General features: G+C 48.6%; 15 protein-coding genes. 10 read left to right on the top strand and 5 right to left on the bottom strand.

Translation table 11 applies throughout. The features are described from left to right. Positions 1–71: 71 nt before the first annotated feature. Together clpA and clpS are read right to left on the bottom strand one after the other, a co-directional pair. The gene (gene clpA, locus ACOTSW_RS11705) at positions 72–2,372 is read right to left on the bottom strand and encodes an ATP-dependent Clp protease ATP-binding subunit ClpA (RefSeq protein WP_423679266.1); all 2,301 of its coding nucleotides are present in this window, start codon (positions 2,370–2,372) and stop codon (positions 72–74) included. Continuing rightward, entirely contained in the window at positions 2,369–2,677 is a 309-nt protein-coding gene (gene clpS, locus ACOTSW_RS11700; protein ID WP_423679265.1) for an ATP-dependent Clp protease adapter ClpS, read from the bottom strand. The genes clpA and clpS overlap by 4 nt, the downstream gene beginning before the upstream one ends. A 386-nt stretch (positions 2,678–3,063) precedes the next feature. Between clpS and ACOTSW_RS11695 the strand changes: the two genes are divergently transcribed. From ACOTSW_RS11695 to ACOTSW_RS11685, 3 genes are all read left to right on the top strand, one after another. Then, positions 3,064–3,267: a cold-shock protein gene (locus ACOTSW_RS11695; RefSeq protein WP_110257373.1), complete on the top strand. Its 204-nt coding sequence runs from the start codon at positions 3,064–3,066 to the stop codon at positions 3,265–3,267. Between the two features lie 124 nt (positions 3,268–3,391). Beyond that, positions 3,392–4,756 (top strand): cache domain-containing protein, encoded by a 1,365-nt coding sequence (locus ACOTSW_RS11690; RefSeq protein WP_423679264.1) that lies wholly within the window; start codon positions 3,392–3,394, stop codon positions 4,754–4,756. Continuing rightward, positions 4,756–5,376 carry a response regulator gene (locus ACOTSW_RS11685; RefSeq protein ID WP_423679263.1) on the top strand — a complete coding sequence of 207 codons (621 nt, stop codon included), beginning with the start codon at positions 4,756–4,758 and terminating at the stop codon, positions 5,374–5,376. The genes ACOTSW_RS11690 and ACOTSW_RS11685 overlap by 1 nt, the downstream gene beginning before the upstream one ends. Positions 5,377–5,451: 75 nt before the next feature. Here ACOTSW_RS11685 and icd read toward each other — a convergent pair whose 3' ends face one another. Further along, entirely contained in the window at positions 5,452–6,705 is a 1,254-nt protein-coding gene (icd, locus tag ACOTSW_RS11680; RefSeq protein ID WP_423679262.1) for an NADP-dependent isocitrate dehydrogenase, read from the bottom strand. Between the two features lie 182 nt (positions 6,706–6,887). On the opposite strand from icd, the gene ACOTSW_RS11675 reads away from it, so the two are divergent. The 3 genes from ACOTSW_RS11675 (at position 6,888) to ACOTSW_RS11665 (ending at position 8,352) form a co-directional block, all read left to right on the top strand. Beyond that, on the top strand, positions 6,888–7,433 hold the full coding sequence (locus ACOTSW_RS11675; RefSeq protein ID WP_423679261.1) for a pseudouridine synthase: 546 nt from the start codon (positions 6,888–6,890) through the stop codon (positions 7,431–7,433). A gap of 159 nt (positions 7,434–7,592) precedes the next feature. Beyond that, on the top strand, positions 7,593–7,793 hold the full coding sequence (locus ACOTSW_RS11670) for a hypothetical protein (RefSeq protein ID WP_423679260.1): 201 nt from the start codon (positions 7,593–7,595) through the stop codon (positions 7,791–7,793). A gap of 109 nt (positions 7,794–7,902) precedes the next feature. Continuing rightward, positions 7,903–8,352: a DUF192 domain-containing protein gene (locus ACOTSW_RS11665; protein WP_423679259.1), complete on the top strand. Its 450-nt coding sequence runs from the start codon at positions 7,903–7,905 to the stop codon at positions 8,350–8,352. Positions 8,353–8,477: 125 nt separating this feature from the next. Here the strand turns inward: ACOTSW_RS11665 and rpsT are convergent, their stop codons facing one another. After that, complete coding sequence (rpsT, locus tag ACOTSW_RS11660; protein WP_423679258.1) at positions 8,478–8,741, bottom strand: 30S ribosomal protein S20; 264 nt, start codon at positions 8,739–8,741, stop codon at positions 8,478–8,480. A 241-nt stretch (positions 8,742–8,982) separates the two neighbouring features. Between rpsT and ACOTSW_RS11655 the strand changes: the two genes are divergently transcribed. Then, positions 8,983–9,576 (top strand): GNAT family N-acetyltransferase, encoded by a 594-nt coding sequence (locus tag ACOTSW_RS11655; protein WP_423682303.1) that lies wholly within the window; start codon positions 8,983–8,985, stop codon positions 9,574–9,576. A gap of 11 nt (positions 9,577–9,587) precedes the next feature. Further along, on the top strand, positions 9,588–10,757 hold the full coding sequence (locus tag ACOTSW_RS11650; protein WP_423679257.1) for a vWA domain-containing protein: 1,170 nt from the start codon (positions 9,588–9,590) through the stop codon (positions 10,755–10,757). A gap of 9 nt (positions 10,758–10,766) precedes the next feature. On the opposite strand, the gene ACOTSW_RS11645 is transcribed toward ACOTSW_RS11650, so the two are convergent. Continuing rightward, a complete protein-coding gene (locus ACOTSW_RS11645; protein ID WP_423679256.1) occupies positions 10,767–11,603 on the bottom strand; it encodes a response regulator in 837 nt (278 codons plus the stop codon). Positions 11,604–11,738: 135 nt separating this feature from the next. Between ACOTSW_RS11645 and ACOTSW_RS11640 the strand changes: the two genes are divergently transcribed. Together ACOTSW_RS11640 and parC are read left to right on the top strand one after the other, a co-directional pair. Next, the gene (locus ACOTSW_RS11640; protein ID WP_423679255.1) at positions 11,739–13,730 is read left to right on the top strand and encodes a DNA topoisomerase IV subunit B; all 1,992 of its coding nucleotides are present in this window, start codon (positions 11,739–11,741) and stop codon (positions 13,728–13,730) included. Between the two features lie 164 nt (positions 13,731–13,894). Further along, positions 13,895–16,210 carry a DNA topoisomerase IV subunit A gene (gene parC, locus ACOTSW_RS11635; protein WP_423679254.1) on the top strand — a complete coding sequence of 772 codons (2,316 nt, stop codon included), beginning with the start codon at positions 13,895–13,897 and terminating at the stop codon, positions 16,208–16,210. Positions 16,211–16,305: the final 95 nt, after the last annotated feature.

The raw sequence follows: 16,305 nt of genomic DNA, 5'->3' as shown, positions 1-16,305 counted from the left end.
CGATCTCCAGAGTGTCAAATGGCAGGGCTGAAAAAAACAGCGACCTTGAAGATCGCTGTGTAATTTTTTACTTATTCCACTTCAACAATTTCCTGTGAAGCCTCAGGTGGTGTCGCATCACCTTCGCTGAAATCCAGCGTAATCTGATCTTTATCGTCCAGATCAACGATGACGCGACCACCAGACACCAGGCGGCCAAACAACAACTCATCAGCCAGAGCCTTACGTATCATGTCCTGTATCAACCTAGCCATAGGGCGTGCGCCCATCAGCGGATCAAAGCCCTTCTTCGCAAGGAATTTGCGCAAGCGCTCAGAGAAAGTCGCCTCGACCTTTTTCTCATGTAATTGCTCTTCCAGCTGCATCAGGAATTTATCCACGACACGCAGAATAATTTCTTCGTCCAGCGGACGGAAACTGATGATCGCGTCAAGACGATTACGGAATTCCGGCGTGAACATGCGCTTGATATCCGCCATCTCATCACCGGCTTCACGACTGTCATTAAAACCGATAGATCGTTTCTGCAAGCTTTCAGCGCCAGCGTTCGTGGTCATGATAATGATGACGTTGCGGAAATCCGCTTTACGGCCATTGTTATCGGTCAGCGTGCCATGATCCATGACCTGCAACAGTATGTTGAAAACATCGGGATGCGCTTTCTCTATCTCATCCAGCAGCAGCACTGCATGCGGCTTCTTGTTAATCGCCTCGGTCAGCAAACCACCCTGATCGAAACCGACGTAACCCGGTGGCGCACCGATCAGGCGACTGACCGCGTGACGCTCCATGTATTCCGACATGTCGAAACGAATCAGTTCTATGCCCAAAGTGAAAGCAAGCTGTTTCGCCACCTCGGTTTTACCGACACCGGTTGGACCAGAGAACAGGAAAGAACCAATCGGCTTGTCCGTTTTACCCAGACCGGCGCGAGCCATCTTGATCGCAGAAGCGAGCGCTTCGATCGCAGGTTCCTGACCGAACACGACATTTTTCAGATCGCGATCAATCGTCTGCAATTTGCTGCGATCGTCCTGATTGACGGTTTGCGGTGGAATGCGGGCAATCTTGGAAATAATTTCCTCAATGTCTGCTTTGCCTATGGTTTTCTTCTGTTTCGATTTCGGCAAAATACGTTGCGCTGCACCGGCTTCATCGATCACATCAATGGCCTTATCCGGCAAATGGCGGTCGTTAATGAAACGCGCAGACAATTCAGCTGCCGTCGTCAATGCCGATGCGGAATACTTTACATTGTGATGTTCTTCAAACTTCGATTTCAAGCCGCGCAGAATTTGCACGGTTTGCTCGACCGTTGGCTCGTTCACGTCAATTTTCTGGAACCGGCGTGACAACGCATGATCTTTTTCAAAGACGCCGCGGTACTCAGTATAAGTTGTCGCTCCTATGCACTTCAGTTGTCCGCTGGACAAAGCAGGTTTCAGCAGATTGGATGCGTCCAGCGTTCCGCCCGATGCAGAACCGGCGCCGATGATGGTATGAATCTCATCCACAAACAAAATACCGTTCGGTGTTTCTTTCAATTGCTTGAGCACGCCCTTGAGACGCTGCTCAAAATCGCCGCGATACTTCGTCCCTGCCAGCAACGCCCCCATATCCAGCGAATACACCACCGCATTTTGTAAAATATCGGGAACTTCCGCTTTGACGATACGCAAAGCCAATCCCTCGGCGATCGCTGTTTTACCGACCCCGGCTTCACCGACCAGCAAAGGATTGTTTTTACGGCGGCGGCAAAGGATCTGAATCACACGTTCGACTTCACTGTCGCGTCCGATCAAAGGATCGATTTTGCCCTCTGCTGCAGCCTTGTTCAGGTTTTGCGTGAACTGATCAAGTGGATTTTCTTTCGCCTGCGCATCTGCCTGCCCTTCCTCACCACCTTCAGGTGATTTCTGTGGCTCATTCGGATTGTCTTTGCGTACGCCGTGGGAAATAAAATTCACCACGTCCAGGCGGGTGACCCCTTGCTGATGCAGGTAATACACAGCATGCGAATCTTTTTCACCAAAAATAGCCACCAGAACATTCGCTCCGGTCACTTCTTTTTTACCGTTAGAAGACGACTGCACATGCATGATGGCACGCTGAATCACACGCTGGAAACCGAGTGTCGGCTGCGTATCGACTTCTGCTGTACCCGGTACCGTCGGTGTATTATCGGTAATGAAGTTTGTCAGGGTTTTGCGTAAGTCATCAATATTGACCGCGCAAGCACGCATCACTTCGGCGGCCGAAGGATTATCCAGCAAAGCCAGCAGTAAATGCTCGACCGTGATGAATTCATAACGAGCCTGCCTGGCCTCAACAAACGCCATATGCAAACTGACTTCTAATTCTTGCGCAATCATACTTCCTCCATCACACATTGCAGGGGGTGTCCTGCCTTACGAGCGTGTGTCAAAACGAGTTCCACTTTAGTCAGTGCAATATCTTTCGAATATACGCCACAAATTCCTTTACCGTCTCTATGTACTTTAAGCATGATCTGCATCGCCGTCTCACGGTCTTTATGAAAGTATTCCTGAACCACCGCGACCACGAATTCCATCGGGGTATAGTCGTCGTTCAATAATATTACCTGATACATCGACGGCGGTTTGAGCTGTTGCTCCTGCCGCTCCAGTACCGTACCGTTTTCGTGCTTGTTTCCCATGCGTCTATTCTAGTACGTTGATTCGTTCCAAAGGCAAATAATAAACAGGTAAAACTACCTTATTTTCGTTCTCAGCAGATGTTACCTGCTTTCTGTCAGACTCACAGATGGTGATCATTTTTCACAGATCAAGTTTTAAGTGAAAAGCAGGCTTTCCACTTAATTGTATAAAGGAATTTACTGACATTACTTAAAAATACAACAATGGGCGAGGAGTAAATAAAAGTTTCTTGACTTTAGTTTTTTTTCCGCCAAGAATGACATTTATTGACTGCATTAGTATCAATTAGTCAATATGAAGTGGGCAAGTTTAGGGAGGGCTGGCATGTCGTCAGATTTCTTGCTTTTACGGCTCGTGTGATTAGTTTTTATTTGAAAGACGCATTATGGCAACAGGTACCGTCAAGTGGTTCAATGATTCCAAAGGCTTCGGCTTTATCACTCCGGACGACGGTGGTGAGGATTTGTTCGCCCACTTTTCCGCAATCCAAATGAACGGCTTCAAGACCCTGAAAGAAGGTCAGAAAGTATCGTTCGAAGTCACGCAAGGCCCTAAAGGCAAGCAAGCTTCCAACATTCAAAATCCTTAATTTTCACATTCTGGATTTTCTGAAAAACCCCGCGAAAGCGGGGTTTTTTTATTTTGCTGAAATAACGACGTCAGTAGACAATAGCCGATAAGCCTGAACCACCACCACAGACAGCTCTGACGAAATGAAACTTCGCTATAAATTTATACTGCTCGCCATCATTCCGCTTTTGCTTTCGTTCGCGGGCATTTCAGCAGCAGTGTTTTATCAGGCAACAAACCTGGCGAAGCAACAGCGAAATACCGTCGAGCAGGCGTATCTTGCCAGTAAGGAGGCAGAACTTAAGCACTACGTCAGCCTGGGAAAAGCGGCAATTCAGCATTTTTACAACAGTAATAAAGACGTGGCCCAAAATCAGGAAGCTGCGAAAAAGATGCTATCCACCCTAGATTTTGGTGATGATGGTTACTTTTATGTCTATGACATGCAAGGCAATAATCTGATGCATCCGCGACAACCTGATCTGATGGGAAAAGATCTGTGGAATCTGAAAGATCCCGAGGGAAATTTCACTATTCAGAATCTGATCAATAAAGCGAAAAATGGCGGTGGTGCGGTACGCTATTTATGGGAAAAGCCATCCAGTGGTCAGATTGCGCCAAAACTGGGTTACGTGATCCTGCTTGAGCGCTGGGGCTGGATGCTGGGGACAGGCATCTATCTTGATGACGTCGACGCGGCACTCAATAAAATTGATGTGCAGGTCGAAAAAAATATACGTGGCACCTTATTGTGGATCACCGTAATCGCTCTGGTTTGCGCACTGTTGATCGCCCTTTCCGGCTTAGTGCTGAATATCAGCGAGTCCAGAATCGCCGAAGCTAAACTCAAAGTACTCGCACGAAGTGTGGTCCGCTCTCAGGAGGACGAACGCGCCCGCTTGTCACGTGATTTACATGATGGTCTCAGTCAGTTACTTGTCTCAATTAAATTGCAGATCGAGTCCGGCCTCGCAAAGCTGGAAACCGCCCAGCATAAGCAAGAGTCAAGCAGATTACCATTTCAGCGCGCAACACAACAACTGAATGAGGCACTTAACGAAGTGCGCAGAATTTCACATGATTTGCGCCCGGCCATGCTGGATGATCTGGGCCTGGTCGCGGCATTTGAACATCTGGCCGGAGAATTTGAAAATGCATCAGGCTTACCCGTGCGCGTCACTGCGACAGGAAATTTCAGCAAATTGTCAGAAATCAGTAATACAGTTCTGTTCAGGATAGCCCAGGAAGCACTGACCAACATCCATAAACATGCACATAATGTCAGCCACGTAGATATACGGCTCATCGAAACTGGTGAATTCATCACATTGACAATTGAAGATGATGGAAGTGGCTTTGATATCCAGGACATAGAGAATCACCCTAAACGCGGGATAGGCCTCAGCAATATGCACGAGCGCATGGCGACTGTGAACGGCAGTCTGGATATACTCTCGGGCACAGATGGTACCCGCGTGATAGCAAAAATTCCGAACGGAGAAATATGATGACGGACAAAAAGACGATCAATCTGCTGTTAGTCGATGATCATCCGCTGGTCAGAGACGGACTGAGGGCGCGGCTGGAAAGCGTTCCCCACTTTCACGTAGTCGGAGAAGCTGGAAATGCAGCGGACGCGCTGAAAATGGTGATGCATCATTCACCGGATCTGATTTTGATGGACATTAATCTGGGGGGGGCGAGTGGAATCAGCCTGACCGCAAAATTTGCACAAGATTATCCTCATATCGCGATCATTATGCTCTCTATGCACGATAAAGCAGAGTATGTGAGTCAGGCAATACAAGCAGGTGCCCGGGCCTATGTATTAAAAGATGCCCCCGCGGAAGATATTATCAATGCGATAGAAACAGTCAGAGCCGGAGGAAGGTATTTCAGCTCCGGCCTCAAGCAAAATAATACAAACAACGCAACTCAGATACTGACTCAACGGGAACAATGCGTTCTTAAAAGTATTGCGACAGGAAAGTCAAACAAACACATAGCACAAGACTTAGGCTTAAGTGTCAGGACGGTGGAAACACACAGGCTGAATATCAAACGCAAACTCAATATTGAAGGCCAGGCCGACCTGATTCGCTATGCCCTGAATAACATTGATCAGTAATCCGAAGAAGAATAAAAAAAGCCAGCTTATGCTGGCTTTTTTTGACTCTGTCAGAAACAGATGGTCTGCTGAGAATTACATATTCTCAATCATGACATCACCGAAACCTGAGCAGGATACTTGTGTAGCACCTTCCATCAGACGGGCGAAATCGTAAGTGACTTTCTTCTGCGTGATTGCTTTTTCTGTCGACGAGATCAGTAAATCTGCCGCTTCAGTCCAGCCCATGTGACGCAGCATCATTTCAGCTGACAGAATTAATGAACCTGGGTTCACATAGTCTTTACCGGCATACTTAGGTGCAGTACCGTGAGTCGCCTCGAACATAGCAACGGAATCAGACAGGTTAGCACCCGGAGCGATACCGATACCACCGACCTGAGCTGCCAGCGCGTCAGAGATATAGTCGCCATTCAGGTTCAGTGTGGCAATAACGCTGTATTCGTTCGGACGCAACAGAATTTGCTGCAAGAACGCATCTGCAATCGAATCTTTCACTGTAATTTCTTTGCCAGTCTTTGGATTCTTGAATTTGCACCATGGACCGCCATCAATCAGTTCTGCACCAAATTCTTTTTGTGCCAGAGCATAAGCCCAGTCACGGAAGCCACCTTCGGTGTACTTCATGATGTTACCTTTGTGAACGATCGTCACTGATGGCTTGTCGTTGTCAATCGCGTATTGGATCGCTTTGCGAACCAGACGCTCAGTGCCTTCGCGGGACACTGGCTTGATACCGATACCCGAAGTCTCAGGAAAACGGATTTTCTTCACGCCCATCTCGTCTTGCAGGAACTTGATCAGCTTTTTAACCTGATCTGAGCCTTGCGCGAACTCGATACCGGCATAGATATCTTCAGAATTTTCACGGAAGATCACCATGTCAGTTTTTTCTGGCTCACGCACTGGAGAAGGCACGCCTTTGAAGTAACGGACTGGACGTAAGCAAACGTACAGATCAAGCTCCTGACGCAGGGCAACGTTCAGCGAACGGATACCGCCACCGACTGGCGTAGTCAGAGGACCTTTGATAGAAACAACGTAATCTTTCAATACTTTCAGTGTTTCTTCTGGCAACCAGACATCCGGGCCATACACTTTCGTAGATTTTTCACCAGCATAGATTTCCATCCAGCTGATTTTGCGTTTGCCTGCATAGGCTTTCGCTACGGCCGCATCAACGACCTTGATCATGACAGGGCTGATATCAACACCAGTACCATCGCCTTCGATAAAAGGGATGATAGGATTATCAGGAACATTCAATGAAAAGTCAGCATTGACGGTAATTTTTTTACCTTCAGCAGGTACTTTAATATGTTGATACATTGTTTTCTCCGTAGTTAGGCGATCAAGCGGGTCACGCTTTTCTCGTAATATGCCTTGCTTGCCAACACAGCGGTCAATATCGCTATTAACTCTTCTATAAGACACAAGACCTTCATTTCGTATTATGCACTAGTATTTTACTGGATGCCATCTGTTTACAAAATTGCGTTTACCATATTGCCATGAAACTCATCTTATTTAACAAGCCATTCAACGTCATGTGCCAGTTTTCCGCCCACCCTGAACGGCAAACGCTGGCAGACTATTTGCACATTCCTAATATATACCCGGCAGGACGTCTTGATGCGGATAGTGAAGGTTTAATTTTGCTGACCAATGACGGCAAACTCCAGAATCGTATCAGCCACCCTGATCACAAACAGCCTAAAACTTATCTGGTGCAGGTCGAAGGCATCCCCGACAAGGACGCCCTGGAACGACTGCGCAACCCTTTGGATCTGGGCGATTTTGTGACGCAAGCCTGTACTGTGATGCATGTACAGACACCCGAATGGTTATGGGAAAGAACACCGCCAATTCGCCAGAGGAACCAGATTCCTACCAGCTGGCTTTGCATCATTCTGTCAGAAGGAAAAAATCGTCAGGTGCGGCGAATGACGGCAGCAGCCGGACTGCCGACTTTACGCCTGATACGTACCGCGATCGGAGGATTTTCCTTAGAATCACATCCATTACTGCCGGGAGAATGGATGGAAGTCGGCATCTGAGTGGTTTTATTGCCTTACAGTATCAGAAGTCACCACTTAACTAGGTACCGCTTAATTATTTAACAGCTCCTCATGTCAACTTATCCGTATTTGTGTACGTTATAGAGATGATTCCTGTCGAATCATCCATCGCAACGTCATCACCTAAAGGAAGTTAACATGAAAAAATTGATCGCCACACTGATTGCTGGTCTGTTTGCTTCAGCCGCTTTCGCACAAGCTCCTGCCCCGGCAGCTTCCACCCCGGCATCTGCTTCCGCAACGACCGAAGTCGCCAAACCAGCTAAAAAAGTCAAAAAAACGAAGAAAGCAAAAAAAGCTGCGGCTGAATCTGCTGCATCTGCATCAACAACAAAGTAATCAATCAAAATTAATTACTTTGTCACAAATAAAAAAGGCAGGATATATTCCTGCCTTTTTTATTTGCGGTAGCATAGCCATTATTATTTTTTATCATACACCAACGACGATGAACATTTCCCCCGCAATCAAACTGAAGGCAGCGAGTGCCTTGCTGCTGACCACGCTGATTCCATTCGCACATGCAGAGAGAAAACTACCTGTAAAGCAACTTTCCGCAGGAATTTACGTGATTCAAGCGGAAGTAGCTGCCAGTGAAGCAGACCGGGAACAAGGCCTGATGTTCAGAACAAAAATGGGAGCCAACGAGGGCATGGTATTTGATTTTGGCGCCCCGGCCGGAGTCTGTATGTGGATGAAAAATACATTGATCCCGCTATCCGTTGCATTTATCGATGCGGAAGGGAAAATTATCAACATTGAGGATATGCAGCCGGAAACGACCGACTCTCACTGCGCGAAAAAGACGGTCCGCTATGCACTGGAAATGAATCAAGGCTGGTTCAAACAGAAAAATATTAAACCAGGCAGCAAAATTGAAGGACTGCCGCTCCGTTAATCGCTTCGATACGGATATACAGCAAACTGTATATCCGGTAAAGACAGGCAGAAAAACAAAAAACCGCAAAAATGCGGTTTTTTTATATCTGAAATTGCCTGTAAAAACGACAGGCAGAGCAACTATTAAGCCAGCGCTTTCAGAGCAGAAGCGAGGCGGCTTTTATGACGGGCAGCCTTGTTCTTGTGAATAATTTTCTTATCAGCAATACTATCGATAGTCGATACGGATGCTTGAAAAATTGTTGCTGCAGCAGCTTTGTCACCAGCTTCGATTGCTTTACGAACAGCTTTAATCGCTGTGCGCAGAGCCGAGCGTTGGCTGGAATTATGTGCGTTTTGTTTTACTGCTTGACGAGCACGTTTGCGTGCTTGTGCGGTATTTGCCATGAGATTTCCTAAACGTGGTCAAAGCGACGAGGTCAAAACATTTGATTAAATGCCACGCCGCAAAATTCTATACAGCTTTGCAGTATAACGGCTTTTATTTTCGTTAGCAAGCATTGCTGTTGTTTTGAGTGAATAGAAGATTATAACCCGTAAAACCCACTTTATTCATCCATTTTTCATTATTGTTACTGATATGCACGGACTTTTTGTGCAAAAGTCTTAAAAATAACTACTTCTGGGAATCAGTATGGAATGCCAGCCACTACATTTAGAGGGAACCCGCGTCAACCTGGAGCCATTAGAGCAGGCACAGATTGCAGATATTCGCAAAGCAGCTGCCGATGGCGAACTATGGAAGTTATTTTTTACTTCGGTTCCCGCACCCGAACAGACACAACAGTGGCTAGACACGGCGCTTGCCATGCAAGCACAGCAAAAAGCGATTCCTTTTGTCGTCCGTGAAAAATCAGAAAACAAAATTGTTGGAAGCACCCGCTTTTGCAATATCGATCATCAGCACCAGCGTCTTGAAATCGGTTACACCTGGTACTCGCAATCGGCGCAACGCTCGGGTATCAACACGGAATGTAAGTTATTGATGCTGACACATGCGTTTGAGGTACTGAACTGCATCGCGGTAGAATTTCGCACAGACTGGTTTAACCGGCGTTCGCAAGCGGCAATTGAACGGCTCGGCGCCAAACGTGACGGGGTTTTGCGCAACCATATGATACTGCCCGATGGGCGTATCCGTGATACGGTCGTCTACAGCATTCTGCAAAGTGAATGGCCGGGTTTGAAAAAGAATTTGCAATATCTGCAAAGTAAATACTGAGAGATACACAAGTGCTGATCGATTTCTTCTTTACGTTAAAAGACGCAAAAATTCCTGTCTCAATCAAAGAGTTTCTGATGCTGCTCGAAGCATTGGAAAAGGACCTGATCGCGTTGTCACTTGACGATTTTTATTTCCTGTCTCGTACGATCATGGTCAAAGATGAGGCGCATTACGACAAGTTTGACAAAGCCTTCGGCATGTATTTCAAAGGAATAGACACGATCTTTGAGAAGCGTCCCGACATACCGCTCGACTGGCTGAAGAAGCGACTGGAACGCGAACTGAGTGACGAACAAAAAGCGGCGATAGAAAAATTTGGTTACGACAAACTCATGGACAGACTCAAAGAGCTGCTCAATGAGCAAAAAGAACGGCATGAAGGCGGCAGCAAGTGGATAGGTACAGGCGGCACCTCGCCTTTCGGTAATGGCGGCACAAATCCAGAAGGAATACGCATCGGTGGCAAAGGCGGTAACCGCAGTGCAGTCAAAGTATGGGAGGAGCGTGCGTTCAAAGATTACGACGCTGAACGTGAACTCGGCACTCGCAACATCAAGGTCGCGTTGCGCCGCTTGCGCAAATTCGCCCGTCAGGGTGCAGAAGAAGAACTGGCGCTGGATGCAACGATCAAGGCCACCGCTAACAATGCTGGCTATCTTGATATCAAGATGCAGCCCGAGCGTAAAAACAATATCAAAGTACTGATGTTGCTGGATGTCGGCGGAACAATGGACGATCACATACAGCAGACGGAAGAGTTGTTTTCAGCAGCGAAAACTGAATTCAAGAATATGGAATTCTTTTATTTCCATAATTGCGTGTATGACTATCTGTGGAAAAACAACCGTCGCCGTCACGCAGAAAAATTCCCGACCTGGGATGTCTTGCGCAAATATCCGCCAGATACCAAAGTCATCTTTGTCGGCGACGCCACCATGAGCCCGTATGAAATTTTGCAGCCCGGCGGCTCAGTCGAATACAACAATGAAGAAGCCGGCGCAGTCTGGCTGCAGCGTTTTGCAACGATGTTTCCCAAATACATTTGGCTTAATCCGGAACCGGAAGGCCTGTGGCAATACCGGCAATCTATTTCGATTATCCGTCAGGTCATGAGTAACCGCATGTTTCCGGTCACTATTGAAGGTCTGGAGAGGGGAATGCGATTACTCAGCAAGTAATCGCATGGCTTATTTATTAAATAGGTGCAGATATTTTTTAATGGTGCGGAGCAGAACACGGCGCGACAAGGGCTTCACCAGAAACCCGTCGCAATGGACGCGCTCCGCCAGCCCGAGTTTGTAGTCAAAAGACTGGTCAATCAAAAAAATCACCGAAGTTTTCAGACCATGATTTTGTTTTTTCAGACCATCACATAAGCGGTAAGGATCAACATCCGGGGTGGATGTGTTAATCAGGGTCAGCGCATGCTGATTATTCCGGTCCAGCATCAGGGCACTGCGTTCATCCGATGCCAGTGTGACTGTGATGCCGTAATGATCCATGATAGCGGCAACGTATTCACGGAACTGCGTATCCTTGTCAACGACCAGAATACCGCCCTTCGCCATCGGTGTATCACGCATTTTTTGATACACCTGAGGATCAGTCAGATCAAAATCGATGCGCTTGTGTGTGCGTCGCTCATGCACCGTTAAATTGATGGTATGCGCGGCTAAAGTATTCAGTAACAGATCGCGCTTATTGACCAGCTCGTCGAGAATACTGAAAATAGTGCGCCAGCGTATGGGTCTTGGCATCACTTCATACGGCAAATCGATGTCGGCCTTGCCGATCAGCAACACGGGCATCGCCTCACCGGGATTCAGATCGGACAACGTTGCAATCGCTTTGATGTTGCTGGCATTGACGATATACATGTCCGGATCCTGGACACAACCTGTCCTCAGGCATGTATAGCGGTAACCGGTCTCGCGTGCTACCGCAAGCACTGCGGAAAATGTTTCTTCCTCTTTGGCGGAAAATCCAAGCAGTCGGATCGCGATCGTTGGAGTTTTTATTGACATCGTTTATCCATCTACCTATTACAGCTACAATAGCTGCAAAAACGTATGCAAGAATACATCTAAAATCACGTATTCCGTATTTAAAAATTGCAAAACATTATTGCACTTTAACTAAAACAACAGATTTCTATTTGCATGGCCACTAAAAAAAATACGACTCCGTCCGACTATAGCGAATCATCCATCCGCGTCCTCAAGGGATTGGAACCGGTTAAACAAAGACCGGGCATGTATACACGCACAGAAAACCCTCTACATATTATCCAGGAAGTCATCGACAATGCGTCCGATGAAGCGCTGGGCGGTCATTGCAAACATATACAAGTCACGCTCAATACCGACGGCAGCGTCAGCGTTGAGGATGACGGCCGCGGTATTCCGGTTGGACTGCATCCGGACGAAGGTGTTCCCACGGTCGAAATTGTATTCACACGTTTGCACGCCGGCGGCAAATTCGACAAAGGTTCCGGCGGAGCCTATGCGTTTTCCGGCGGTCTGCACGGCGTTGGTGTCTCCGTCACAAACGCGCTATCCAAACGTCTGGAAATTACCGTCTGGCGTGAAGCTGGCCTGCATCAGCTGACCTTTGCCGATGGTGAGGTGATAGAACCACTGCGCAGCCAGCCTATTCCCCGCGGCGATAAAAAAAGCGGCACCCGCGTCAGTATCTGGCCCGATGCAAAATATTTTGATTCTGCGAATATACCCCAAGCTGAGTTACAGCGTTTGCTACGCTCAAAAGCAGTCTTACTACCGGGCGTGAAAGTCACACTGAATAATGCAAAAACCGGCGAATCACAAACCTGGCAATACGATCAGGGTTTGCGCGGCTATCTGACCGAGGCGCTGGCCCAGTATTCGCATGGCGAACCGCTGATTCCGCTGTTTGAAGGCGAGCAATTCGCCAGTGCCGACACAGAAGGCTTTGCTGAAGGCGAAGGTGCGTCATGGGTTGTGGCCTGGACCGAAGAAGGCAATGTGGTGCGTGAATCATATGTGAATCTGATTCCGACGCCAGCTGGCGGCACGCATGAATCCGGTCTGCGCGAAGGCTTATTTGGCGCGGTCAAAAGCTTTGTAGAAATGCATTCGCTGCTACCGAAAGGCGTCAAGCTGTTGCCGGAAGACGTATTTGCGCGCGTCTCATTTGTGTTGTCAGCAAAAGTGCTGGACCCGCAATTTCAGGGGCAGATTAAAGAACGTCTGAATTCTCGCGATGCCGTGCGTCTGGTGTCCTCATTCGCCAAACCACCGCTGGAACTGTGGCTCAATTCGCATGTCGATTACGGCAAAAAACTCGCTGAACTGGTCATCAAACAAGCGCAGTCGCGTTTGCGTTCAGCGCAAAAAGTGGAAAAGAAAAAATCCTCCGGCGTGGCCGTTTTGCCGGGCAAACTGACGGACTGCGAATCCAGCGACATCACCCGCAATGAATTGTTTTTAGTCGAAGGTGATTCCGCCGGTGGCTCCGCAAAAATGGGGCGTGACAAAGAATTTCAGGCGATTCTGCCCTTACGCGGTAAGGTGCTCAATACCTGGGAATCGGAACGTGATCGCCTGTTTGCGAATAATGAAATTCACGATATTTCAGTCGCTATTGGCGTTGATCCACATGGGCCTAACGATAACGTTGATCTGTCGAATCTGCGTTACGGCAAGATCTGTATTTTGTCCGATGCGGACGTCGATGGTTCACACATTCAGGTGCTGTTGCTGACGCTGTTTTTCAAACATTTTCCACAACTCATATCCCGTGGTCACATCTGCGTTGCGCGTCCGCCGCTGTTCCGCGTTGATGCTCCGGCACGTGGCAAAAAGCAGGCGCAAAAAATCTATGCGCTCGATGCTGCCGAGCTGACATCCATCGAAGACAAGTTACGCAAGGAAGGCGTTAAAGACGGCGCATGGAATATTTCCCGCTTCAAAGGTCTGGGTGAAATGAATGCAGAACAATTATGGGAAACCACGATGAATCCTGACACCCGACGCTTGTTACCGGTCAGCCTCGGTGAATTCGATCAGGATTTTTCCGAGGGGCGCTTCAATATGCTGATGGGAAAAGGCGAAGCCGCGGCCCGTCGTGCCTGGATAGAAGAACACGGCAATGCTGTCGAGGCCGATATTTAAGACGCTGGAATGCTTTTGAAGGTCTAAAAATACTCCCCCCAGTATATATAAACACCCCAATGAATATGCGGACATAAGGTGTATTTTCAGACATACTCCCCGAAAATTACAGATGAAGGCAAACAGAACGGCGCTTTGCCGGATGCCACAAAGAATAAAAAACTATGAGCGAACAAGCGAATTTATTTGAACAGACACCGCCGCCAGGTGATGGCGAAGCACTGACGCTGGCGAGTTTCGCCGAACGTGCTTACCTTGATTATGCAATTTCCGTCGTCAAAGGACGCGCCTTGCCGGACGTCTGCGATGGTCAGAAACCGGTGCAGCGCCGCATCCTGTTTGCGATGAACGAACTCGGTCTGAATTCGTCGGCCAAACCTCGTAAATCGGCGGCAGTGGTCGGTGATGTGCTCGGTAAGCTGCATCCGCATGGCGATCAGTCTGTGTATGACGCGCTGGTACGGATGGCACAGGATTTTTCGTTGCGTTATCCGCTGATCGATGGACAAGGTAACTTCGGCTCGCGCGATGGCGATGGTGCCGCAGCGATGCGTTACACCGAAGCACGCCTGACGCCGATTGCCAAATTGCTGATGGACGAAATCGATCAGGGCACCGTTGATTTTCAGCCAAATTATGACGGCACTACCGAAGAGCCGAAACTGCTGCCTGCACGTTTGCCTATGGTGTTGCTGAATGGTGCATCCGGTATTGCGGTCGGTCTGGCCACCGAAATTCCTTCGCATAATCTGGGCGAAGTGGCGAAGGCGGCCGTCGCGCTGATCCGCAATCCGGCAATGAAACACGCGGAGCTGATGGAATATATCCCCGGCCCGGATTTCCCCGGCGGCGGACAAATCATTACACCGGCATCGGCGATTGCCGAGATGTATGCGAGTGGTCGCGGCAGCATGAAAGTGCGGGCACGCTGGAAGATAGAAGATATGGCGCGTGGTCAGTGGCAAGCTGTCGTCACCGAATTACCGCCCGGCGTCTCGTCACAGAAAGTGCTGGAAGAAATTGAAGAGCTGACCAATCCGAAAATCAAAACCGGCAAAAAAACGCTCTCGCCAGAACAGATCGCGTTAAAACAAGTGATCCTGTCGGTGCTCGATACCGTACGCGACGAATCAGGCAAAGATGCGCCTGTGCGTCTGGTGCTGGAACCAAAATCGAAAAATCAGGATCAGGCCGAATTCATGCAGATGTTGCTCGCGCATACATCGCTGGAAACGTCGGCATCGATCAATCTGGTGATGATCGGTGGCGATGGTCGCCCACGCCAGAAAGGGCTGCTCGATATTCTCAGCGAATGGATCGCGTTCCGTTTCACGACCGTCACACGTCGCACCCAATTCCGCCTGAAAAAAGTCGATGATCGTATTCATATACTCGAAGGTCGTGAAGCAGTTTTACTCAATATCGATGAAGTGATCCGCATCATCCGTGAGTCAGATGAGCCGAAACCTGCACTGATACAAGCTTTCCGCTTATCCGACCGGCAGGCGGAAGATATCCTTGAAATCCGCCTGCGTCAGTTAGCACGGCTGGAAGCCATTAAAATTCAGCAAGAGCTCGCGGAATTGCGTAAAGAAAAAGCCGCTTTACATGATTTACTGGATAATCCGGCCTCAATGAAAAAAGCGCTGATTAAAGAAATCGACGCTGATGCAAAACAATACGGCGACGCCCGCCGCACGCTGATAGAAGAAGCGGTTCGTGCCTCTGTAGAGCAGAAAGTCGTCGATGAGCCGGTCACGGTCGTCATTTCAGAAAAAGGCTGGGTACGCGCCCGCACAGGGCACGGACATGAAGCCAGCCAGTTCACGTTCAAGGCGGGTGACAGTCTGTATGGCACATTTGAATGTCGTACGGTTGATCATTTACTGGTGTTCGGCTCGAACGGCAGAGTCTATTCTGTCCCAGTCTCCGCCCTGCCCGGCGCGCGTGGCGATGGCGTGCCGATTACCACCCTGATCGATCTCGCAGCCGGCACAAAAATTCTGCATTACTTCGCCGGCAACAGCGACATAAGTTTATTGCTGGCATCGGATGCCGGCTACGGTTTCACTGCCAAAGTGGGCGACATGGTTGGTCGTATGAAGGCAGGTAAAGCGTTTATGACGCTGGAAGAGAACGATCTGCCACTGCCGCCGTCAGTGATCGCCGAAGATGCAAGTGCGATTGCCTGTTTATCCGGCAACGGCCGTTTGCTGGTCTTCGGTCTGAATGAAATCAAACAATTGTCGAGCGGCGGACGCGGCGTAATTCTGATGGAACTCGAAGACAAAGAAGCCCTGCTTGCGGCACAGGTAATCAGCCAGAAAGGTGTCCGTGTAAGCGGTACCGGACGCGGCGGCAAAGCGCAGGAGGTGAATCTGAGCGCCAATGCACTGACGATTCACATCAACAAACGTGCCCGCAAAGGCAAGCCACTGGAAGCAAAAATCAAGGCCAGCAGCCTGCAGAAATTGAGTTGAGCAGCGTTCGTCAATCGCAGCAAAAAAAAGCCTGAAGATGCTTCAGGCTTTTTTTATTGAGCGGTCATTTTGAGTGTTCGCTTACCAGTAACACC

The sequence above is a fragment of the Undibacterium sp. WLHG33 genome (genome assembly GCF_049544815.1).
In the GTDB taxonomy this organism is placed as follows: domain Bacteria; phylum Pseudomonadota; class Gammaproteobacteria; order Burkholderiales; family Burkholderiaceae_D; genus Undibacterium.
Note: the sequence above shows the minus strand (reverse complement) of the source record. Positions and strands in the feature narration are given on the sequence as shown.

Excerpts from the sequence above, each read along its gene's own strand:
- clpA (WP_423679266.1), bottom strand. The coding sequence starts at position 2,372 with ATGATTGCGCAAGAATTAGAAGTCAGTTTGCATATGGCGTTTGTTGAG.
- clpS (WP_423679265.1), bottom strand. The coding sequence starts at position 2,677 with ATGGGAAACAAGCACGAAAACGGTACGGTACTGGAGCGGCAGGAGCAA.
- ACOTSW_RS11695 (WP_110257373.1), top strand. The coding sequence starts at position 3,064 with ATGGCAACAGGTACCGTCAAGTGGTTCAATGATTCCAAAGGCTTCGGC.
- ACOTSW_RS11690 (WP_423679264.1), top strand. The coding sequence starts at position 3,392 with ATGAAACTTCGCTATAAATTTATACTGCTCGCCATCATTCCGCTTTTG.
- ACOTSW_RS11685 (WP_423679263.1), top strand. The coding sequence starts at position 4,756 with ATGACGGACAAAAAGACGATCAATCTGCTGTTAGTCGATGATCATCCG.
- icd (WP_423679262.1), bottom strand. The coding sequence starts at position 6,705 with ATGTATCAACATATTAAAGTACCTGCTGAAGGTAAAAAAATTACCGTC.
- ACOTSW_RS11675 (WP_423679261.1), top strand. The coding sequence starts at position 6,888 with ATGAAACTCATCTTATTTAACAAGCCATTCAACGTCATGTGCCAGTTT.
- ACOTSW_RS11670 (WP_423679260.1), top strand. The coding sequence starts at position 7,593 with ATGAAAAAATTGATCGCCACACTGATTGCTGGTCTGTTTGCTTCAGCC.
- ACOTSW_RS11665 (WP_423679259.1), top strand. The coding sequence starts at position 7,903 with ATGAACATTTCCCCCGCAATCAAACTGAAGGCAGCGAGTGCCTTGCTG.
- rpsT (WP_423679258.1), bottom strand. The coding sequence starts at position 8,741 with ATGGCAAATACCGCACAAGCACGCAAACGTGCTCGTCAAGCAGTAAAA.
- ACOTSW_RS11645 (WP_423679256.1), bottom strand. The coding sequence starts at position 11,603 with ATGTCAATAAAAACTCCAACGATCGCGATCCGACTGCTTGGATTTTCC.
- ACOTSW_RS11640 (WP_423679255.1), top strand. The coding sequence starts at position 11,739 with ATGGCCACTAAAAAAAATACGACTCCGTCCGACTATAGCGAATCATCC.
- parC (WP_423679254.1), top strand. The coding sequence starts at position 13,895 with ATGAGCGAACAAGCGAATTTATTTGAACAGACACCGCCGCCAGGTGAT.